Source organism: Pelagibaculum spongiae (assembly GCF_003097315.1).
Lineage (GTDB): Bacteria > Pseudomonadota > Gammaproteobacteria > Enterobacterales > Pelagibaculaceae > Pelagibaculum > Pelagibaculum spongiae.
On record NZ_QDDL01000001.1, the window covers coordinates 25,690 to 46,904 of the forward strand.

Annotated in this window: 18 protein-coding genes; 9 read left to right on the forward strand and 9 right to left on the reverse strand. The window is 42.9% G+C overall.

What is annotated here, in order from left to right:
* Positions 1-99: 99 nt before the first annotated feature.
* The 3 genes from DC094_RS00135 (at position 100) to hflD (ending at position 2,614) form a co-directional block, all read left to right on the forward strand.
* Positions 100-801, forward strand: coding sequence for a pseudouridine synthase (locus DC094_RS00135; protein WP_116685086.1), 702 nt, complete (start codon positions 100-102; stop codon positions 799-801).
* A gap of 61 nt (positions 802-862) precedes the next feature.
* Positions 863-1,957 (forward strand): tRNA 2-thiouridine(34) synthase MnmA, encoded by a 1,095-nt coding sequence (mnmA, locus tag DC094_RS00140; RefSeq protein ID WP_116685087.1) that lies wholly within the window; start codon positions 863-865, stop codon positions 1,955-1,957.
* A gap of 33 nt (positions 1,958-1,990) precedes the next feature.
* Complete coding sequence (gene hflD / locus DC094_RS00145; RefSeq protein WP_133245414.1) at positions 1,991-2,614, forward strand: high frequency lysogenization protein HflD; 624 nt, start codon at positions 1,991-1,993, stop codon at positions 2,612-2,614.
* A gap of 100 nt (positions 2,615-2,714) precedes the next feature.
* Here hflD and dxs read toward each other — a convergent pair whose 3' ends face one another.
* The 3 genes from dxs to DC094_RS00160 all read right to left on the reverse strand — a co-directional run bounded on the left by dxs (position 2,715) and on the right by DC094_RS00160 (position 6,037).
* A complete protein-coding gene (gene dxs, locus DC094_RS00150) occupies positions 2,715-4,610 on the reverse strand; it encodes a 1-deoxy-D-xylulose-5-phosphate synthase (protein ID WP_116685089.1) in 1,896 nt (631 codons plus the stop codon).
* Positions 4,611-4,774: 164 nt separating this feature from the next.
* Positions 4,775-5,656 (reverse strand): (2E,6E)-farnesyl diphosphate synthase, encoded by an 882-nt coding sequence (gene ispA, locus DC094_RS00155; protein ID WP_206605537.1) that lies wholly within the window; start codon positions 5,654-5,656, stop codon positions 4,775-4,777.
* 141 nt (positions 5,657-5,797) lie between these two features.
* Positions 5,798-6,037, reverse strand: a complete 240-nt coding sequence (locus tag DC094_RS00160; RefSeq protein ID WP_116685090.1) for an exodeoxyribonuclease VII small subunit — start codon at positions 6,035-6,037, stop codon at positions 5,798-5,800.
* 459 nt (positions 6,038-6,496) lie between these two features.
* Between DC094_RS00160 and pomA the strand changes: the two genes are divergently transcribed.
* Both pomA and DC094_RS00170 read left to right on the forward strand, forming a co-directional pair.
* Positions 6,497-7,252 carry a flagellar motor protein PomA gene (gene pomA / locus DC094_RS00165; protein WP_116685091.1) on the forward strand — a complete coding sequence of 252 codons (756 nt, stop codon included), beginning with the start codon at positions 6,497-6,499 and terminating at the stop codon, positions 7,250-7,252.
* 9 nt (positions 7,253-7,261) lie between these two features.
* On the forward strand, positions 7,262-8,215 hold the full coding sequence (locus DC094_RS00170; RefSeq protein WP_116685092.1) for a flagellar motor protein MotB: 954 nt from the start codon (positions 7,262-7,264) through the stop codon (positions 8,213-8,215).
* A 117-nt stretch (positions 8,216-8,332) separates the two neighbouring features.
* On the opposite strand, the gene DC094_RS00175 is transcribed toward DC094_RS00170, so the two are convergent.
* The 3 genes from DC094_RS00175 to DC094_RS00185 all read right to left on the reverse strand — a co-directional run bounded on the left by DC094_RS00175 (position 8,333) and on the right by DC094_RS00185 (position 12,051).
* Positions 8,333-9,871 (reverse strand): flavin-containing monooxygenase, encoded by a 1,539-nt coding sequence (locus DC094_RS00175; RefSeq protein ID WP_116685093.1) that lies wholly within the window; start codon positions 9,869-9,871, stop codon positions 8,333-8,335.
* Positions 9,872-9,935: 64 nt separating this feature from the next.
* Positions 9,936-10,799: an SDR family NAD(P)-dependent oxidoreductase gene (locus tag DC094_RS00180; RefSeq protein ID WP_116685094.1), complete on the reverse strand. Its 864-nt coding sequence runs from the start codon at positions 10,797-10,799 to the stop codon at positions 9,936-9,938.
* Between the two features lie 166 nt (positions 10,800-10,965).
* Positions 10,966-12,051, reverse strand: coding sequence for an AraC family transcriptional regulator (locus tag DC094_RS00185; protein WP_158527181.1), 1,086 nt, complete (start codon positions 12,049-12,051; stop codon positions 10,966-10,968).
* Positions 12,052-12,192: 141 nt separating this feature from the next.
* On the opposite strand from DC094_RS00185, the gene DC094_RS00190 reads away from it, so the two are divergent.
* On the forward strand, positions 12,193-13,101 hold the full coding sequence (locus DC094_RS00190; protein WP_116685096.1) for a metal-dependent hydrolase: 909 nt from the start codon (positions 12,193-12,195) through the stop codon (positions 13,099-13,101).
* Positions 13,102-13,362: 261 nt separating this feature from the next.
* Here DC094_RS00190 and DC094_RS00195 read toward each other — a convergent pair whose 3' ends face one another.
* From DC094_RS00195 to DC094_RS00215, 3 genes are all read right to left on the reverse strand, one after another.
* The gene (locus DC094_RS00195; protein WP_116685097.1) at positions 13,363-14,457 is read right to left on the reverse strand and encodes an NAD(P)/FAD-dependent oxidoreductase; all 1,095 of its coding nucleotides are present in this window, start codon (positions 14,455-14,457) and stop codon (positions 13,363-13,365) included.
* A gap of 6 nt (positions 14,458-14,463) precedes the next feature.
* On the reverse strand, positions 14,464-16,449 hold the full coding sequence (gene goxA, locus DC094_RS00200) for a CTQ-dependent glycine oxidase GoxA (protein ID WP_116685098.1): 1,986 nt from the start codon (positions 16,447-16,449) through the stop codon (positions 14,464-14,466).
* A gap of 1,146 nt (positions 16,450-17,595) precedes the next feature.
* Positions 17,596-17,835, reverse strand: coding sequence for a hypothetical protein (locus DC094_RS00215; RefSeq protein ID WP_116685101.1), 240 nt, complete (start codon positions 17,833-17,835; stop codon positions 17,596-17,598).
* Between the two features lie 351 nt (positions 17,836-18,186).
* Here DC094_RS00215 and DC094_RS00220 point away from each other — a divergent pair, with 351 nt between their 5' ends.
* The 3 genes from DC094_RS00220 to DC094_RS00230 all read left to right on the forward strand — a co-directional run bounded on the left by DC094_RS00220 (position 18,187) and on the right by DC094_RS00230 (position 21,176).
* Entirely contained in the window at positions 18,187-19,254 is a 1,068-nt protein-coding gene (locus DC094_RS00220; protein ID WP_116685102.1) for a TRAP transporter substrate-binding protein, read from the forward strand.
* 65 nt (positions 19,255-19,319) lie between these two features.
* Positions 19,320-19,862, forward strand: a complete 543-nt coding sequence (locus DC094_RS00225) for a TRAP transporter small permease subunit (protein WP_116685103.1) — start codon at positions 19,320-19,322, stop codon at positions 19,860-19,862.
* A gap of 15 nt (positions 19,863-19,877) precedes the next feature.
* Positions 19,878-21,176: a TRAP transporter large permease gene (locus DC094_RS00230; RefSeq protein ID WP_116685104.1), complete on the forward strand. Its 1,299-nt coding sequence runs from the start codon at positions 19,878-19,880 to the stop codon at positions 21,174-21,176.
* Positions 21,177-21,215 lie beyond the last annotated feature (39 nt).

The following is a 21,215-nucleotide window of genomic DNA, read 5'->3' on the forward strand; positions in this document are numbered from 1 at the left end:
GCAAAATCTCAAAAAAACAGGTAAAATGGCTGTTTTAGTAGTTTTACTTCTCTGCAACCTCGCTTTTGGCGAATTGCAGATACATTGTAGTTATTTCTGATGCTTCTGTTGCTCAACAAACCATTTAACGTTTTATGTCAGTTTACGGATTCCGAAAACCGACCCACGCTGGCTGATTATGTCCAGCAACCCCAGATTTATCCCGCTGGCCGCCTCGATCGAGATAGCGAAGGTCTTTTGCTGTTAACCAATGATGGAAAACTGCAAAGTCGTATTAGCCATCCCGCCAACAAGTTACAAAAAACTTATATAGTTCAGGTCGAGGGCATTCCAGACGATAATGCAATCGAAACATTAAGAAAAGGCGTCAAACTCAAAGACGGTAAAACCAAGCCGGCAAAAGTAAAACTTTGCAATACACCCGACTGGCTATGGCCAAGAACGCCACCGGTCAGGTTTCGCGCAAACATTCCAACCCGCTGGTTAGAAATATCAATTACCGAAGGCAAAAACCGTCAAGTTCGTCGAATGACTGCAGCAATAGGTCATCCAACATTACGCCTAATCCGAACTCATATAGGACCTTGGTCACTATCTAATGTTGCTCCAGGCGAAACCAGACTCATTCAGAATCCGTGGTCGGAGCTTCCAACAACCCAAGGTGAGAATCTTGTAACAGCCGACACACGCAACAACTGCAGGAACCAGCGGACTCAAGCATCACCAAAAAAAGATAATTCCGCTAGCCCTAGAGCAAAAGAAACCCGCCACAACAACCGGCCTCGTCGGCACAAAACGTAACAAGCGTATCTGTCTTTCCGCCAATCTGGCATAATCGTTTTTTTTATTTATTTGTATCGAAATGAGCCGGAAAAAAGTCATCATTGGAATGTCCGGCGGTGTTGATTCATCAGTCTCGGCCCTGTTACTGAAACAGGCCGGCTATGAAGTGCACGGCCTGTTCATGAAAAACTGGGAAGAAGACGATACTGACGAGTATTGCTCTGCAACTACCGATCTTTCCGACGCGCGAGCAGTGTGTGAAAAGATCGATATCCCACTGCATACCATCAACTTTGCAGCGGAATACTGGGACAATGTTTTTGATCATTTCCTCGATGAGTATCGGGCAGGCAGAACGCCAAACCCAGATATTCTGTGTAACAAAGAAATCAAATTCCGTGCCTTTCTTGATCATGCAATTGATGCATTAGGCGCAGATTACATTGCCACCGGCCACTATGTTCGTCGTGGCAACGATGCTCAAGGCAAAGCTTGCTTGCTTCGCGGCCTAGATAACAACAAGGATCAAAGCTATTTCCTACACGCTTTAAGCAGCGATCAATTGGAAAAAGTTTTATTCCCTGTCGGTGAATTAGAAAAGCCCAAAGTGCGCGAATTAGCACTTGAACACGATCTAATCACCCACAACAAGAAAGACAGTACTGGCATTTGCTTTATCGGCGAGCGTCGCTTCACTGACTTTTTGAAAAAGTTTATTCCCGCCCAACCAGGTGAAATTATCACACCTGAAGGCGATGTTATCGGCAAGCACGAAGGCCTGATGTACTACACCCTCGGCCAACGTCAAGGGCTCGGCATTGGCGGTATGAAAGATTCGTCAGATGAGCCTTGGTTTGCCGCAACTAAAGATTTAGAAAATAACCGCTTGACCGCAGTACAAGGGCACAATCACCCTCTACTGATGTCGAAAGGATTGATCGCCAGTAAAATCAGCTGGGTTAATGTTGAGCAAATCAGCTACCCCCTTCGTTGTACTGCGAAAACCCGTTACCGCCAACCAGACCAAGCTTGCACAGTTGAGCTAGAAGGTGACAATTTACGAGTGGTTTTTGACGAACAACAGCGTGCGGTAACACCTGGCCAATCGGTTGTCTTTTATCTGGACGACCAATGCCTCGGCGGCTCGGTAATCGCACAACATTTACAAGATTAATTTCTAGGCAAAACCAAGGAGTTACAACAAGTCGTGGATAAGCAGTATTACGCCACCATGGCGTTGGCTGGCGCAGCACAAGCCTGCAACCTAGTTCGCTCATTGGCGCACCAGGGGCGATATGACGATGATGCATATAAAGCCACCGTCAGCAGCCTGCTAGTGATCGATTGCGATAACCCTGAAGATATTTATGGCGGCCTTAGCGGCCTACGTCATGGCATTGAAGTGCTTGAGCCACAATTAAAAGGTGAGCGCGGTTTAGAGCACCAAGAAATCACGCGCTACTTAATCTCACTTGTTGCATTGCAAAAGCGTCTGGCGAAAAACCCACAGATGATGCAAATGCTCAGTGAGCGATTAACTCAGATACAAAAACAGGCGCAGCACTTCAACCCGACCCATGAAAATGTCATCGCCGCTGAAGCCGATTTATATGCTGATACAATAAGTAGTCTTGGCCCAAAAATTCAGGTAACTGGCAACCCGCTTTATCTGCAATCTGCCGGCCATGTAAACAAGGTTCGCGCCTTACTATTGTCAGGCATTCGCTCCATTATGCTTTGGCGACAAATGGGCGGCAGCAGTTTAAATCTAATATTTAAGAAAAAGAAAATGCTGCAATATGTTGAGCAAATGAAGAAAGATATGCTTTAGCATTTCAAGCAAATCTGCCTTTAAATTGCTGAGATTAAAAAGCCGCGATCATTTTTAAATGATCGCGGCTTTTTAATGTTGAGTAATTACCGCTGAAAATTTAACCGAGATAGTCTCGAATAGATTGTTCGATACCTTTAGCATCCAACCCTAAATCTGCATATAGCTTCTGTTGATTTCCTTGGTCGATAAACCGATCAGGCAAACCAAGATTCAGTACCGGCTTCAACAGCTTTAATTGTTGCAAGGTTTCGTTAACCGCACTGCCCGCTCCACCTGCGATACAACTGTCTTCCAATGTAACGATCAATTGATGATCGGTTGCAACTTCCGCCAACAATTGACTGTCCAATGGTTTGGCAAATCGCATATCCACTACTGTGGCATCGAGGTTTTCAGCAACTATCAGCGCTTGATGTAATAAAGGGCCAAAAGCGAGAATCGCAATTTTTTGATTGGCCGCAGCAGAATGCTGGCGGCAAATATGCCCTTTACCGACTTCCAAAGTATTTAACGCCAGATCAACCGTAATACCACTCCCGCTACCCCGGGGGTAACGAACCGCGGCTGGACCGGGATAATGGTAACCAGTAGATAACATTTTGCGGCATTGGTCTTCATTGGATGGGCACATAATGACCATTTTCGGAATACAGCGCATAAAGCTGACATCATAAGCACCGGCATGAGTTGGCCCATCGGCACCCACTAAACCAGCTCGGTCAATCGCAAACAATACATCGAGGTTTTGCAAGGCAACGTCATGCACTAATTGATCATAACCGCGCTGCAAAAATGTCGAATAAATTGCCACCACCGGCTTTAATCCATCACAAGCCATGCCAGCGGCCAAAGTAACCGCATGCTGTTCAGCGATTGCTACGTCGATATATCGATCAGAGAATTTCTGGGAAAACTCAACCATTCCAGAGCCTTCACACATCGCTGGGGTTACCGCAAATAATTGCGGCTCTTGCTCAGCCATGTCGCACAACCAATCACCAAAAATATTAGAAAAACTTTTTTTGGCTGGCGATTTTTTTACTGGCTCTACCGCAACAGTACTTTGGGTTAAGTAACCGGGCGAGACTGCATGGTATTTGGTTGGATTTTTTTCTGCTGGCTGAAAACCTTTGCCTTTTTTAGTCACAATATGCAAAAAGCTCGGGCCGTGGCGCTTTTCTAGCTGCTTAATATGTTTAACCAGTTCGATGACATCATGCCCATCAACTGGCCCTACGTAATAAAAGCCTAACTCTTCAAACAAAGTGCCAGGTGTCAGCATACCTTTCATATGCTCTTCGGTGCGCTTGACTAGCTCACGAATTGGCGGCGCGACTTCCAATACTTTTTTACCACCTTCACGAACCGAGCTATAAAGCGTCGAATTAAGTAAACGCGCTAAATAACTATTCAAACCACCGACGTTTTCTGAAATCGACATGTCGTTGTCATTCAAAACCACCATCATATCGGCCTTAAGATGACCTGCATGGTTTAATGCTTCAAACGCCATTCCAGCGGTCAATGCACCGTCGCCAATAATTGCAGCAACCCTGCGTGTTAAGCCTTGTGCTTTTGCCGCAACCGACATACCTAATGCAGCACTAATCGACGTTGAAGAGTGGCCAACGCCGAAGGTGTCATGCTCGCTTTCACTACGCTTAGGAAAGCCAGCAATACCAGCAGCCTGCCTTAAACCTGCCATTTGCTGTCGGCGGCCAGTCAGTATTTTATGCGGATAACATTGGTGCCCCACATCCCACACCAAACGGTCATCTGGCGTATTGAATGCGTAATGAAGTGCCACAGTAAGCTCAACAACACCGAGGTTGGAACCAAAATGTCCGCCAGTTTCATCCAGACTGTGCAGTAAAAAACGGCGCAGCTCACTACATAAAGTCGGCAGCTGTTCCATCGACAATTTACGAAGATCGCTGGGTGAATCTATCTGTTCAAGAAGTGGGTATTCGCTAGCCAAGTTGTTTTCCTGCATGGTGGCTGCCAGCTACCAAACAATTATCGTTGGTAACTTAGGGACGGTTTTCATCTGATCACAGTTCTAATCAGGCGATGACAGCGGATGAATTCAAGGTGTCTTCAGTCTTTCAAATACACCTATCATCGGCTTGCCAGAGCGTCAGAGTAACTAAAAACCGTTTAACGGTCACGCGCAATAATATATTCAGACAGCTGTCGCAAAGGTTCAGCTTCATCGGCAAAGCCAGACAACGCTTCAAGTGCCTGATTATGAAGATCGAGTGCTTTACTTTTCGCCGCATCAAGGCCCATCAGCGCAGGATAGGTAGATTTGTTCAGCGCCTGATCAGCACCTTGTGGTTTACCGATGACTTCGGTATCACCCTCAACATCTAAAATGTCATCCTGAATCTGAAATGACAGTCCAATACAGCTGGCATATTGATCGAGTGCATCTAACTGTTGCTGGCTGGCTTGGGCAGCCAAGGCACCAACGCGAACACTCGCTCGAATTAAATCACCGGTTTTATGCTGATGCACTTGCTCTAAACCTAGTAAATCCAGTGATTGCCCTGTGGCTGCTATATCTAATGCTTGTCCGCCGCACATTCCCATTCCACCAGCTGCACGCGCTAAGGCATTGATCATTTGCAACTGTGCCGAACCAGAAATATCCAGCTGAGGTTGTGACAACACATCAAAGGCTAACGCCTGCAATGCATCGCCAACCAAAATTGCGGTCGCTTCGTTAAAAGCAATATGGCAAGTCGGCTTACCTCGACGCAAATCGTCATCATCCATCGCTGGCAAATCATCATGAACCAGTGAATAGGAATGAATCATTTCCAAAGCAGCTGCGGCAAAACCAACTTTAATCTTCGATAAGCCACACGCTTGGGCCGCGGCATAAACCAACATTGGTCGAATACGCTTGCCACCATTAAACAACGCGTAATGCATTGCTTGTTCAAGCTGCGCATCACAGCTGGCAGATTTTAGATATTGCTTCATCAATTGATCAACCTGATCAGCTGATTGGCCGAGGTATTGTTTAATAGACACAGTTAAATTGTTTCACCGGTTGCCAGCACATATGCCAGATAAAGATCTTCGACACTCATCTTCAGCATCAAACGGAATCAGCTGATCTTCTTGCTCACGCTGCGTAAGCAGCAAATTAATCAGCCTAGGAGTTGGATCAGATTAATCTTCAGCATCAAATGGAATCAACTGCTCTTCTTGTTGCTGGCCTTGAGTGGATAGCACGCTGACTTTTTGCTCTGCTTCATCCAGTGCTTGCTGACACAAGCGAGTTAGCTCTACTCCTCGCTCAAACTGCTTTAACGCATCTTCCAGCTCTAGGTCACCCTGCTCAAGCTGTTGAACCAATGTTTCCAGCTCTTGGACCGATTCTTCATAATGAAATTTTTTGCGCCGAGCCATCCTGCTCTCCGTCATTTGCGCCATTAATAGGCAGATTGCGATGAATTATAACGGCGCAAGGTTTTTTTAACAGCTTGTCTGAGGTCAGGATCTAATTTTCACAAGTGTTTAAAATGCAGCAGACACTCATATAACGTACCAACGCATTAATGGATCGCTGTTTTTGTCAGAATCAAGTTCTGTGCAACTGACAATTTCAAGTGCATTGGCAGCATAAAAAAATAGATACCGCACCGATTTTGTCAAAGTTTAAAGGATTAACGCTGGAGTTTACTGCTGTAGCGCCAATTCCTAATTCAATGGTCAGCTTGGTGCTTTAAGCAAATTTTGATTGAACTAGTTAACCAGTAGACCAAACCCTAACTTCGTCCACTGTGATTAATAAGCGCCAATGAACTAACGAAGGCTTGGCGAACCATTAAATTCATTTCAGAAACAAGAAGTAGAAAGGAGTATCGGGTGGATCTAGCTACACTCATCGGTCTTATCGGTGCATTTGGCATCGTTGGCGCAGCAATTGTTGTTGGCGGAAGCGCCACTATTTTTATCAATGTCCCATCAATACTGATCGTACTGCTCGGTAGTTTAATGGTGGTACTGATGAAATACAGCATCGGTCAATTTGTAAATACTGCAAAGGTGATCGGCAAAGCATTCAGCAATAAACAACAAGCACCATTAGAACTCATCACTCAAGCAATAGAACTAGCTGATTTATCACGCAAGGAAGGCGTATTGGCGTTAGAAAATGCCACAGTTGAAAATCCATTTATGGCTCGTGGAGTCCAAATGCTAGTCGATGGCCGGGAGGCTGACGAAATCCGGTCCCTACTTGCTAAAGATATGAATTTAAATATTGAGCGTCATGAAATCGGTCAAGGTCTTTTACGCGCCCTGGGCGATGTAGGACCTGCAATGGGGATGATCGGCACGCTAGTGGGCTTGGTGCAAATGCTTTCGGCAATGGACGATCCTAAATCGATTGGCCCGTCAATGGCAGTGGCACTGCTCACAACACTTTATGGTGCCGTACTGGCCAACATGTTTGCCCTGCCGTTGGCAGACAAGCTTGAGTTAAGAGCAAATGAAGAAAGACAAAGTAAAGCATTAATTATCGATGCGTTAGTCGGCATTCAAGCGGGAATGAATCCTAGGGTTCTTGAGGAGGGTCTGAAAAATTACCTTCCTAATTCCAAACGCGCTAGCAGCAACTAAGAGGCGCATATGGAAGAAGAATTACCTCCCCCTAAAAAAGATGCTGGCGGCGGTGGCTGGTTGGCAACCTTTGCTGACTTAATGTCTTTGCTTATGTGTTTTTTCATATTGTTATTGTCTTTTTCAGAAATGGATGTCCTTAAATACAAACAGTTAGCTGGATCTATGCGCAATGCGTTTGGCGTTCAAAGCGAGATTGAAGTTAAACAAATCCCGAAAGGTACCAGCATTATTGCCCAGGAATTTTCGCCAGGCCGACCCGACCCAACAGCGATTAATACAGTTCGTCAATTCACGGTCAATACCAATGAGCAAACATTAGAATTCAAGCAGGAAGATAATACCGACGAATCTTCTGGCGGCGAAAAAACGGATCAACAAGCAGTAGAGAAAATAAAGAAGTTAATAGAGGATGCCATAGAAAAAGCTGCCAAAGAAAAAGCTCAAGAGCTTAAGCAAAAACTGGATTTTCAGATTAAAAAGGGGCAGATCCAAGTATCCATTTCCGGCAGGCAAATCATTATCCGGATCAAGGAAAAAGGATCTTTTCGCTCTGGCGCTTATGAATTGAACAAAAATTTCTTACCTGTTTTGCGAACGATTCGTAGTGTTTTGATCAGCACTGAAGGTGAAATCACTGTTGCCGGACATACTGACGATTTACCCATTGAAGCGTTTCGAATTCGCTCCAATTGGGATTTATCGACTGCCCGAGCAGTGTCGGTTGCGCATCAACTCATGAAAGATAATCTAATCGATAAAAAGCGTATCGCCGTGCAAGGCTTTGCCGATACTCGCCCGCTAGTTGCAAATGACAATGGCGAGAATAGGGCAATCAATCGCCGAGTCGAAATTGTCATCGTTCAGGGAAAAGCGAAACAAACCGATTCGGTTAGTGCTGAAGAACAAGCGCGCAAAATAATTACAGATTCACAAGGTAATCAGTCGATTCTGATTAAATAATTTGATTCCGAAACCAACAAAAAAATACCCGGATAAATCCGGGTATTTTTCCTGAAAAAATTTTGGTCGGAATTAACCTAAAGATCCCAGATCGAGCATCATCTCAATACCTTCAGCTTAATTTACTGTTTCTACTTCTGACTTAGCCTTTTCTTCAACGCTAGCACTTGGCTGCAAGGGTGGCGATGAAAATGACAGCGATGGATCATTTACCTTGCCCAACCGTAAGCTAATCATATCCATTAAATAATTTTGATACAGTTTCCACGGCTTCTTTGAGCCTTGATGAGGAACAATCCCCTTAGCTCGCTGAACATAGCCAGAACTCATATCAACAAACGGTTCGTGGGTGGCGCCATTGACGTTTTTAGGCTCGCAAATTCTCAAACTGTTATCGCTCATGTAGTTCAGCAAACGGCAAGTATGCTCAAGGATTAAATCCGCTTTTAATGTCCAGGAAGCATTGGTGTAACCGAATACCATTCCCATATTTGGCACGCCTTCAAACATCAAGCCGCGATAACACATTTTGTCTGCAACATTGACAGCTTCACCATCGATAGTCAGTTTCATATTGCCAAATAGCTGAACATTCAAGCCAGTCGCTGAAATAACAATATCTGCAGCTAACTCTTTACCAGATTTAAGCTTGATGCCGCTTTCAGTGAACGTATCGATAACATCAGTCTCAACAGATGCTTTGCCGTTACGAATAGATGCGAATAAGTCGCCATCTGGCACCGCACATAATCGCTCATCCCAAGGTGCATAGCTGGGTGAAAAATGCTTCATGTCGAAGTCTTCAGGCAACTGTTTTTTCGCCAGACCGACTATTAGTCTTCGCGCCGATTCAGGGAAAGCACGACAATATTTATACATTAACCAGGAAATGCTGATATTTCGGGTGCGGGTAATTCGGTAAACCCAAGATTCTGGCAAAACTTTACGCAAACCGTTTACTAATGGGTCATCCTGAGGCAAAGACATCACATAAGTCGGCGAACGCTGCAACATGGTCACATGCGCGGCTTTGTCAGTCATCGCAGGAACGAGAGTAACCGCTGTTGCGCCACTGCCAATTACAACTACTTTTTTATCGCTGTAATCATAATTCTCTGGCCACTTCTGTGGATGGATGATATCGCCAGAAAAGTCTTCTTCACCAGTGAAAGTTGGCCGATAGCCAGCTTCATAACTGTAATATCCGGTGCAGCACAACAAGAAATTGCACGCTATTTCTTTTATACCACCGGTAGCCGAATCGGAGATTGTCAGCATCCAAAGTGCACTATCGGAACACCAATTCGCCGCTACAACTTTTTGGCCATAACGAATATTTTTCGCAACATTGTTCTCGACCGATGCTTCGGTAATGTAGCTACGAATATCCTTTGCATCGGCTATGCCTTTGGCATTAGTCCAAGGCTTGAAATTGTAGCCCAGTGTATACATGTCAGAATCAGATCGAACACCAGGATAACGAAACAAATCCCACGTGCCACCGAGCTTTTCACGCCCTTCCAGAATTGCGAATTTTTTATTGGGGCATTTTTTCTGCAGATGGCAAGCGGCACCGATACCCGACAAACCTGCCCCAATAATTACAACATCGAGACGTTCAACACTTTCCGAGCTTGCTTTAGGTTGATTAGCCACTTGTTTCACCCACCTTTATTGTTTTTATTTGTGATGCCAATTTTAGCGAATACAATGCTTTAAATTATTCCGCTGTTTGCATTCGCTCTAGCTGCGCCCTACGTAACCCCAGAACACGAACAATGATCGCCTGATATTTAGCAGGCAGTAATCTTTGTAATAAATCGATTATTTTTGCATCAGTACCGACCAAAATCCGAGATTTATTCTTTTTCATGCCACTTAGAATAATTGCCGCCGCTTGCTCTGGCGTGGTTTTGGCTAGCTTGTTATTAAATTCATTTTTTTGCTGTTCTTCGGTTAGTTTGGGACCGACTTGTTCCAAAATACGGGAACTATTAGCAATATTTGTTTTAATACCACCCGGATGAACGCAACTGATACTGACCGAACTGTTTTCCAGAGCCAACTCCATTCGTAAGCTTTCACTGAAACCACGCACCGCATATTTTGAAGCATTATAAGCGGACTGATTAGGCATGCTGATCAAACCAAAAAGGCTAGATATGTTAATTACATGGCCCCAGTCAGCCTTTTTCAGTAGCGGTAAAAATGCGCGAGTGCCATGGGTCACACCCCAAAAGTTAATATCCATCTGCCACTGAAAATCCTGATCCGTCATGGCACCAACACTTCCACTTAGGTTGACACCGGCATTATTAATAATGACGTTTGCCGAACCAAATTTTTCTGAAACTTTATTTGCCCAAGCGTAAATTTCGTCACGCTGCGCGACATCAACACGATCATACATCACACCAGCAGCTAAACTTTGGCACTGCTCGGAGGTTTCTTTCAGCTGTTGTTCATTAACATCAGCTAGTGCCAGAAAAGCCCCCTCTCGTGCACACTGCAATGCAAGCGCACGACCGATACCTGAGCCAGCACCGGTAATTGCAACCACTGATTTTTTTAGATTTTTGGACATGAGCAGCCTGTTTTACCTGTGTACATTCTCCGCAAAAGAACGATATTAGCGATATTACGGATGTGCGTGACAGGCCCTTATTATTGTTATCCGGTTCAATACTTTCGCTCAGATTACAATGCAGTTATAGGTGCTCAGATGTCAACTAATCGGTGCTTAGACGTCATTACTGCTCATCGCTTTTGACAAAACTACTATGTGCATTGCGAAACGCTGTCGGCGTTTGCCCTGTCCAGGATTTAAATGACTTGGAAAAATTAGAAGAATCACTAAATCCTAGTCGTGATGAAATGTCATCTAAAGAGCAAACATCGTTAATTAATAGCTCTTTAGCTTGAAGCAACTGCGCTTCTGCTTTTAATTGCTGAAAAGTGACACCTTGCTCTTTTAGTCGCCGCTGCAAAGTGCTAACTGACATATGCATCTGACTGGAAATCTCTTTCAGCGAGGGCTTTTGGCCTTCGATGTGCTGAATGTTATCTCGCAGTCGAGCTACGATATCTTTCGGCTCTAAATCTCTAAGCGCACTTTCACATAATTCTGTAGCGGCTAGCCCCAACTCTTCATCTACCTTTCCAAGCGGCAAGGCCATCCATGCTGCTGGAACACCAAGCTCTACAAAAGGCTGATCAAAATAAAGCAAACTATCGACTTCTTTAAGATAAACCGGGAGTTGCTCTGGCGCAGCTACCGTCATTCTCATTTCAGTAGAACCTGAGAGATTTCGCCCCACCAGTAGCTTTTTAATAATGGCGTCAAAACTAACTAAAATAGCCACTTCAAAAAGCACCTTCAAACAAGTTATAGATTTTTCACGAATAGCAGGGTCATGAGTGAAACGCAGCCAGTACATATCATCACTGGGTAAAATATCAGCAAATTTAACACTGGTGCGTATTTTCATGTATTGCAGCATCAGTCCACTTGCCTCAAGCAATGTCCCGGTACTCTGAACTGCCATACCGAGTAATCCATGAGTGCTCACTTCCATAAATCGGCCAAAATCAACCGCCGTTTCATAATATGAGCCCAGTGCATTCATCATGTTGGCATTAATGCACTGAAGGCTTTCATAGCTAATACGTGGTGGAGGATTAAGTAACACTCCCAGAGAAAGATCACTCCCATTTAGTAATGCTGCAGCACTTACACCACGAGATAGCGCAAAATCTCGACTCGCTACCAAATAATCTGCAGACAGCGAATGATCATCCGTAACAACTATTGTTTCTTGGCCTCTCTTAAAGGGCATGGCTTGACCTCTTAGCACCATCATAATGAGACCGTATCACCTGTTTGTATTGCCAGCAACTGACCATAATTTAAAGAACCACCGGTGAATGATGCTTTTTGTCACCGTTAATATTCTCTACATGAGTGACGAGGCAAATATATGGTCAATAATAACAATGATGGTCATACCCAAGATCCTGCAATTAAACCACGCAGGATGTCTTTTCCATTCCAACAAATGAAGGCTCACAATTTTTTTGACGACAACTCGCTGAAATCTTCTTTTGTAGCAGCGTTGTCTGCCACCTTTCCTCCAGGTGAAGGTGAATTTATTAACTCTGTTCGAAATTACCAAGATCAAATTACCGATCCAAAGCTCAAAGAACAGATTCGTGGTTTTGTGACACAAGAAGCTCACCATAGCCATCAGCACAAGCAAGCAAATATCGCCATATCAAAGTTAGGCTGGGATGCTAAAAGACTCGAAGTGTCTCTCCAAGCAGAAATTGAGAAGTACTTTCATAGACGCAGCAACCGCTTTCGCTTGGCGATGACAGTTGGCATGGAACACCTCACAGCAATACTTGCAGAGCATGTACTTGAAAATCCATACAAAATCGAACCTATGGAGCCAGCTGCACGACAGCTGCTCTACTGGCATTCAGTAGAAGAAATTGAACACAAAGCTGTTGCTTTTGACGTATACATGCAGTGTGAAGGCGATCAAAAGTACTTGCGGAGAGCGCTAAGAATTGGCTTTTTCCTTTTTGCTTTGCGCATCAGTATTTATATGATGGCGATGATGTGGTGGGCTAAAAAATGGCCCACTTGGTCTGAAGCAAAAAGCTTTTATTCATTTCTCTTTAGTAAAGAAGAAGGCTTTATGACGGCATTGAAAAAGCCTTACAAAGATTATTTCCAACCGGGCTTCCATCCTTGGCAACACGCCAACCAGCATTTGATCGATAAATGGAAAAAAGAGTTATATAACCCTGAGTGCGACAAGGGTAGCGATCAATATGTCAAACCAGAAGAATCCAGTTCCAAATTAGAAACACATGCCGCTTGAACAAAAAAAGCCCCAGCAATGGGGCTTTAGGGCCTTAGAATATACACCCCACACAACCCGAGTGCGTATGCGCCTAAGCCTCGCCCTGCACGGTGAACAAAACCATCTAGCGTAAGCTGGGTAAACCTGTAGGCACGTCTGACATTGTTGTTTTTAGATATCAATTAAATTCTTAACATTTTATTTAATAAAAAGTATTTTTATACGACACACTTTATTAATACTCATTGAACTCGAAATAAAAAAACTCTTAAAAATAAATTACAACCGTCTATTTTTCCAAAAAATATTTTCAGGAAACTCATTTTCCATTTGATAGATAGCATTTTTTTGCAGTAAAAAATTTTCAAACGCTAATTCCATCTCCTGATGGTATGAATCAGAACAGAAAGGTGTGAGATGAATATTCTGCTTTAAGATTGTTTCTGCAGCTTTTCTGGCACTCCACAGCGCAGTTGTAATGCCATGCGACGATAGTGGGTCAAGCGTCATGGCGCTATCCCCTACAGCCAACCAATTGTTTCCAGCAAAACGTTGCAGACGACTTGTTGATGCTTGACAAATTTTAGGTGTACTAAGCCAGTCAAATCCGCCGCTCTCAATTCGCCGCCGCGTATAATTAGAGGCGGCTAAGATTTTCTGTATGCTTTGGATGTCGCTGCCAATTTTTTTAGGTAAAAGATTGGAATCAGTAAAATAACTCAATGCCATTGTTTGATTTGGTAAGAGCGTAGAATACCACCAGCCATTTTTTACTGGCTCAATCAGCACACCTGGAGTTGGCGTAACAATCCCAGAGTTGAGTGACAAATACGCATATGAACAGCACAATTTGTCTATATTATTTTTTTTACTTGTTTGTCGAAAAGAAACATGTCTTCGCCCGCTACAATCAATCAGAATTCGCCCCATAACAGCAGTGTTTTTGGTTATAACATTCCAATAAGAATTATCTTTTTTTAATTGCAATATAGGCTCCATGATAGAACATAAATACTGACCAGATATTTTTTTAATTTTTTTTTCAAAGCAATGATAGAAAACATCTCGATCAACTTGCCAGCCAAGTTTTGACAGTGCGTTATATGTTGTAGGTATCAGTTTCTTTGTACCCCAATTAGAAAAAGTCTGGCTAATTATTGGGAATTTTTTTTTGCAGAAATCAGACCAAACACCTAACATCTTTAACTCTTGTTCAGCACTCGCTGCCAATGTTTCACCTTGAGGTTGGCGGAATTTTGGTTGCGCACCTATCAAAGCAATAGTCAGCCCTGATTGTGAACACAATAAATGGATAGCACTTGCTAGACCTGCTACACCTCGACCAAGAATAATGACATCGTAAATTTGAGACATAGCCGCTTACCGACTATTTTTTTTGTTATCGCCCAAGCTCATTGAGCCTCTGGCCATTTCAACATACAGCTCATCACTAATACCAGGGATCGAGTGCGGTACTTCAATTCGTGTAAGAACGCCCATCTTGCTCCATAGTTTGACCATGTTATTCAAACCATCTGTATAACTTGCCTCAGCATGATAACCAATTCCTGCCACACCTCGTGACCATGATTGCCTTGCGTTGGCAAAAGCAATTCTCTCTGCTTCCGATAAATCGGAACGAAGTAACTGTTCATAATAACTATGGGGCAGCACATCAATTGGAATCTTGGCTGGCCACCAAGAAACGATAGGGAAATCATTTTCATAACGAACTGTCTGGCAGCTAAATGCGTCTGACTGCCATGGCACTCCCATCCAACGAGTAAGATCTCCAGGCATTTGAGGGCCGACTGCAGATTCGACATGTTTGTCTGATGGATTCACTGTACCTAATGCTTCAGCAGCTGATAATTTGCTCCCAAAATCCTGCAGCAAACTATCACGAGTACCGAGTTGAATGCGATACTTCCCATTGTAGAGGCCTGGATGCCGCAAAACCCAAGTTAATTCGACCCCGGGATGGAAAGCGCCGCCAGAACATGAATTTAAGGCCGCACGGGTTAGAATCTCTGGCTGATCGGCGATTGGGAATTCATCGATAGCTTGCCTCTGGTCCATTTCTGGGTCATTAAAATCATTAATAAATAACCCAGCATCCCAGTATTTAAGAACTTGGTACTGAGTATCTAGCATTTGAAACCAATGCTTGCCCGTCCCCGGATAATTGACGCCACCACCAAGCATATACGGCATCTTATAAGGGTCGGCTTGCTCTTGTCCTGGCTCGCGAAACAAATCAAAAACTTTAGATCGGAACGCTCGAACTTCTGATGAATTGCTATTATCAGCCAGTTTTTCAATAAACTCTGGATCACTAAAATCACCAACATCAAGCCATGCTTTGCGTTGCAATGCAGCAAGCGACAACCATTTCATCTGACCTAGTCGTTGAAATAATGGATAAATATCGGCTCTAAAGGAGAGTGGAGGTAATATTGGTTGCTCTAAATTCTTATTGACCATCACTTCACGAATCGTATCGTAGAGCGTGGTAAAAGTTTGAGTGTATGGAGAATAATCAGGACCAACACTCACGGCCCAGGCAGGAGTTGCTTGAACTATTTCTCCAGAATTTAGCGTGATGGTTGCTTGAACCGAGCCATCAAATAAATCATCATGCCAATAATCATTATCAGTGAAGTTATCAATAGAACCGTTTTTCTGAATTGACTCTGAAACCCCATCACCGGGTACAATTAATAAACGTCCGTGAGAGTCGGTATCTAGGGCGCCGAGCTTTACTAATTTTTTATCCCAAAAATTACCTGTGAGCTGTGCTATTTCAGCTTTACGGGCTGATATCGAAACTTCACCTGAGTCAATAATCAGTTTTTCTTTACGCTCATTATTATTTTCGATAAAAGAATTGCGTTTTTTAGTCTCAATCCCCGGATCCAACTCACCTAAGTCCAATGGATTAGAAAATCCATACCAAGCCGCTTTTGTATTAGCAACTCTAACTTGCCAATCGATGTCTTTACAATTAGAGAGATTAAATTCACTAACCGCTTCACCGTGAACATTAAAACCATATATTCGATAGCGCTGAACTTGCTTTTTAATTGAATTCTCATCTTCTTTAAATCGACCTTGCGCCTGAGGAATCCCTGGTACTTCTGGTGCATAAAACCATTCATGGCTATTGCCGAGCCTACTTACACCGATAGGAGGATAAATTTCATAAGATACAACTTCTTTGTCAAGAATTTTTTCACCTATAGAAAAAGCCCGAGCCACAGCAACCTTTGGTACTGCAATACAGCCAACCGTTGCTGTTGTCAAAATATGAAGAAAATCTCTTCTTTTTATTTGGTTATTGTTATCAGAAGATGGTTTATTGTTCATTAATACCTACCCTAAGTGCGCCTATTTTGATAGTTCGCATCTGTTTACAATAGTCGTTTAACATTTAAATCAAGTAAACCCTAGCTGAGATTCTTAGCTGTAGAGTGTTTTTATTTTACTCGGTTAAAATTATAGAGTTAGTGGCATACGCTCATTTGTTAAATTTATTGCAAGCCTTAGTTATAAATTTCATTGACCGGGACTTGTTGACATATTTGAGTTATTTTTATTTCAAACAGGTAGCAATATGATTTTGTTCAAGAATTCAAAAAGAAGCACATGCTAATCAATCTGTAGCCTAGCTGATAGAAATGTATTATTCCGTTCTGCTTACTTCTTTCGCGCCTCTTTCTTAGCACTCTCAAAATTAATGCCTTTCAACTAGCGAAGCGGAAATCTTGAGGGTCGCCCCCCCGAACCAAATAACCCACAATGACACAGCCATTGTGGGGGTGTTCAGTTTATCGCAGTGCGTAGAAATACCATCAGACCGTATTCACATGATTGTTCGAACAGAACCTAAAAAACTGTCCGAAAATGTCATGCAGATAGTGAAAAGCATCCCGGCGAGAGAGTTTCCCGTCTTCACCCGGAAGTTGAAAAGTATTTTTTCTAGGGCAGTAAATTATGGACGTAAAGTTATTCCATTGAAACTACAGACAATGCAATTGAAGATGTTATTCGAAAACATACGATCAAGCTATTTCAATGACATTTTTCGATACAATCTATTCAATTAATAAAGTTCACACCCTGTAAAAATATCAATATACCCCTCTATAAAAATCGCGCCAGACAGCAAACTGAGTCCTGATTTTAAAAAATCAGCACAAAAATTTATTACCTAAATTAATGAAAAATTCTTTTTGCTTTGATATTACGACATATGCGAACCAATGCAGGCACTTTATTTGGGCAAAGCCAAGCTCAGCAAGATGATCGTGAAGCTTTAAGAATGCACGGTAAAACCGTCATTATTATCTTCGTAAGGCTATTTAGATTCACTAATGCCAAAAAACCGATGAATATATTGACCATGGATCATACCTTCTATCAAATCAGGTCTATTTTGATTCAGATCCATCGCCATCCATGACTTTGATTAACTCATTTGTCCGAGCACAACTCTCTCGCCAGCATTATCATTCATATGCTAGTAATTTTTTGTGCAGAAAATTTTTTACCTGGCAAAATACTACTGCGTCCTGCTGAACCTTCGGGCCACCAGCTAAGATAATTGTTGGTAAATGCTTTACAACTACTATCGGATAACTGCATGGCAGCATGACCATATGCGCCAATATTACCCAAAAGACTATGCCCTTTACCGAATGGATCATAAGATAACCATACATGTATTGTTGCTGAAACTGGATTCCTAGCCATCATGCTCAGCTTGCCTTAACCCTTAATTGCTAGACAAGTGGGGGGGGGCATCAGATTTGTTTTTAGCTATTGGTTCTCACTACCAACGACATATCAAGTGATATCGATCGATTTTTCCAACCAGTTCACTTTCACCACAATTACTGTAAATCATTACTTCTACCTAAGTAATTAACCGGATGCAACTAAGTAGCAATTACCAGTACTTGTAAGCATTCTCTGATCACATCTTGGGCATTTATACCAATTTAACCATTCAACAGTAGTTGCCATGCTCTGCAGACTGGGTTAAAAAAGTGACCCAGCACTACAAATTAATAATATTCTCTGCTGCAAGAGGTTAAAAGCCGTATGAGCAAGTCAGGATTTGTTACCCGAACTCTAGCCATAGCAACTTTGCTAATGGTTGCCAGTACCCCCATTCAAGCCGCTAAAGTTTATCGCTTAAAGCTGGCCGAAACATGGCCATCCAACTTTCCGGTATTTGGCGATGCTGTTCGCAACATGGCCAAGATGGCTGAAGAAATGTCCGATGGTCGATTAAAAATCCGCATCGATTCAAAAAATAAGCACAAAGCACCATTAGGAATTTTTGATCTAGTCAAAGGTGGCCAATATGACATGGGCCATTCTGCTTCTTATTACTGGAAAGGTAAGGTTCCAGAAACACTCTACTTCACTACCATGCCATTTGGCATGATAGCGCCTGAGCAATATGGTTGGTTCAACCACGGTGGCGGCCAAGAACTAATGGACAAGGTCTACAGCAAGCATGGCTTGATGTCCTTTCCTGGTGGTAACACCGGTAACCAAATGGGTGGCTGGTTCCAAAAAGAAATCAATTCATTGGATGATCTTAAAGGTCTGAAAATGCGTATCCCAGGTTTTGCTGGTGAAGTTATGGCCAAACTAGGTGCCAAGCCAACTAACATTCCTCCTGGTGAGTTATATACCGCTCTAGAGCGTCGCACCATCGATGCATTAGAATGGGTTGGTCCTTCGCTAGACTTGCGGATGGGTTTCCACAAAATTGCGCCTTACTACTACACAGGTTGGCATGAGCCAGCGACCGAACTTCAGTTTTTGGTCAACAAACGTAAGTTTGATCGTTTACCAAAAGATCTTCAGCAAATTCTGAAAGTTGCAATGAAGACTGCTGCATATGACATGTACATCCAGTCATACAATGACAGCGCAGTGAACTGGGAGAAAATGAAGAGCGATTTCCCTCACATCAAAATCAGAACTTTCCCTAAAGAAGTTTTACAAGCACTTCGTCGTGCAAACGACGAGCTCTTGAAAGACAACGCTCGCAAGAGCCCTCTTGCTAAAGAGATTATCCAATCTCAACAAGAGTATCTAAATAAGGTTCGTGTCTGGACCAATATCTCAGATAAGGCTTATCTAGATAGCCTCTAATCGACCCTTTTCGTAGTAGTAATTGGCAGATGTAGCAATACATCTGCCTTTCCCCGGAGCATAATATGAGCTTTATGGTCAGCCTTCAGCGCGTTATTGACCGTTTCGCTGAATACTTGGGCAAAGTTTCCGCCCTGCTATTTCTTCTGATGTTAATCAACATTTTCTATGATGTTGTTACTCGTTATTTGTTTAACGATGTGTCTATCGGATTTCAAGAATTGGAGTGGCACCTCTATTCAGCAGTCTTTTTATTAGGCGTACCCTATGCATTAAAATCGGGAGATCACGTCCGCGTTGATTTATTTTACGAACGTTTCTCTGATAAAAAACGAGCATGGGTTGATTTACTTGGCGTGATGTTTTTTATAATGCCTTTTGCCTACCTAGTGGCTTATTACGGAATTGACTTTGCCCGTGAATCTTATGAGCTAGGTGAAAGTAGCGGCGACCCAGGAGGCTTACCTCATCGCTGGATTATTAAATCAATGATTCCTTTTTCGTTTTTCTGCATCGCAATTTGCGGGTTAGGTATGTTGTTAAAATCAATCAATGTGTTACTCGGTATCACCGATGAACTTATTGAATACAATCACCCGAATAGTTGATCCAGGAGAATTAATATGGCTGGAATCATAATGTTTTTTGTCGCTTTGGTGATGTTGCTATTCGGTTTTCCCGTTGCATTCACCTTCGGCGGCGTCGCTGTCTTTTTTGGCTTGATAGTAGAAGGGCCAGAGTTATTTGCTTTTATGCCATATCGCATAGAAAGCATCATGCAAAATACAGTTTTGATGGCAATTCCGTTATTTGTTTTTATGGGTATCGTTTTACAAAAGACCAAACTAGCAGAGCAACTCCTTGAATCAATGGCTAAACTTTTTGGCTCAGTTCGAGGTGGCTTGGCTATTTCAACTATTTTAGTCGGCGCATTACTTGCAGCATCCACTGGCGTAGTTGGCGCTAGCGTGGTAGCGATGGGATTAATTTCTCTGCCAGTCATGATGAAATATAAATATGACGTTCCAATGAGTTGCGGCACTATCTGTGCAGCGGGAACATTGGGGCAGATTATCCCTCCGTCGATCGTTTTAATTATTTTAGGCGATGTATTAGGCATACCCGTTGGCGATTTATTTAAAGGCGCTATTGGCCCAGGGTTGATGCTAGTAGGACTCTACGTTGCCTATATCCTGATTTACACCTTTCTCAACCCAGAATCTGCTCCAGCGATGCCAGTAGACATGGATGCTGGCACGAAAAAACAAGAATATTGGATCGCAATAAAAGCAATTATCCCTCCATTAGCTCTGATACTCATCGTATTGGGCTCTATCTTTGAGGGTATCGCAACACCCACTGAATCTTCCGCTTTAGGTGGTGCTGGTGCGATTGCATTAGCAGCAGCTTACCGACAATTTAGCTGGAAAATGGTATTTGACAGTGCCACTGAAACAGTGCGCGTAACTGCAATGGTTTTTGGTATTTTATTGGGCGCAACCGCCTTTTCAATGGCATTTACCTATACGGGTGGCGATGCAGTTGTAGAAGAAATATTGCTTCAATTACCTGGTGAAAAATGGGGATTTTTGATTCTGTCGATGCTCGTCATTATGGTACTAGGTTTCTTCATCGATTTTGTTGAAATATCATTTATCATCGTGCCAATGATAGCGCCGGTTGCAGAAGCGCTTGGTATTCCAATGGTCTGGTTTGCTATTTTGATTGCCATGAACTTACAAACATCGTTCTTGACACCACCGTTTGGGTTTTCGTTGTTTTATCTCAAAGGTGTTGCACCGCCTGGCGTTAGAACAGTCGATATCTATAAAGGTGTCATGCCATTTATTGCAATTCAAGCTGGCGTACTAATATCCATATTATTGTTTCCTGCTTTTTATGGCTTAGATAAAATTTTCTAATAACCATTGGCATCACTAACTTAGTTAGTGGTGCCACAA

What these genes read in the sequence shown, in the direction of transcription:
- DC094_RS00170 (WP_116685092.1), top strand. Translation starts at nt 7,262, where the DNA reads ATGGAAGAAGAATTACCTCCCCCTAAAAAAGATGCTGGCGGCGGTGGC.
- DC094_RS00220 (WP_116685102.1), top strand. Translation starts at nt 18,187, where the DNA reads ATGAGCAAGTCAGGATTTGTTACCCGAACTCTAGCCATAGCAACTTTG.
- dxs (WP_116685089.1), bottom strand. Translation starts at nt 4,610, where the DNA reads ATGCAGGAAAACAACTTGGCTAGCGAATACCCACTTCTTGAACAGATA.
- DC094_RS00225 (WP_116685103.1), top strand. Translation starts at nt 19,320, where the DNA reads ATGAGCTTTATGGTCAGCCTTCAGCGCGTTATTGACCGTTTCGCTGAA.
- mnmA (WP_116685087.1), top strand. Translation starts at nt 863, where the DNA reads ATGAGCCGGAAAAAAGTCATCATTGGAATGTCCGGCGGTGTTGATTCA.
- DC094_RS00215 (WP_116685101.1), bottom strand. Translation starts at nt 17,835, where the DNA reads ATGGCTAGGAATCCAGTTTCAGCAACAATACATGTATGGTTATCTTAT.
- DC094_RS00180 (WP_116685094.1), bottom strand. Translation starts at nt 10,799, where the DNA reads ATGTCCAAAAATCTAAAAAAATCAGTGGTTGCAATTACCGGTGCTGGC.
- DC094_RS00160 (WP_116685090.1), bottom strand. Translation starts at nt 6,037, where the DNA reads ATGGCTCGGCGCAAAAAATTTCATTATGAAGAATCGGTCCAAGAGCTG.
- DC094_RS00195 (WP_116685097.1), bottom strand. Translation starts at nt 14,457, where the DNA reads ATGTCTCAAATTTACGATGTCATTATTCTTGGTCGAGGTGTAGCAGGT.
- DC094_RS00135 (WP_116685086.1), top strand. Translation starts at nt 100, where the DNA reads ATGCTTCTGTTGCTCAACAAACCATTTAACGTTTTATGTCAGTTTACG.
- DC094_RS00230 (WP_116685104.1), top strand. Translation starts at nt 19,878, where the DNA reads ATGGCTGGAATCATAATGTTTTTTGTCGCTTTGGTGATGTTGCTATTC.
- DC094_RS00190 (WP_116685096.1), top strand. Translation starts at nt 12,193, where the DNA reads ATGGTCAATAATAACAATGATGGTCATACCCAAGATCCTGCAATTAAA.
- goxA (WP_116685098.1), bottom strand. Translation starts at nt 16,449, where the DNA reads ATGAACAATAAACCATCTTCTGATAACAATAACCAAATAAAAAGAAGA.
- DC094_RS00185 (WP_158527181.1), bottom strand. Translation starts at nt 12,051, where the DNA reads ATGCCCTTTAAGAGAGGCCAAGAAACAATAGTTGTTACGGATGATCAT.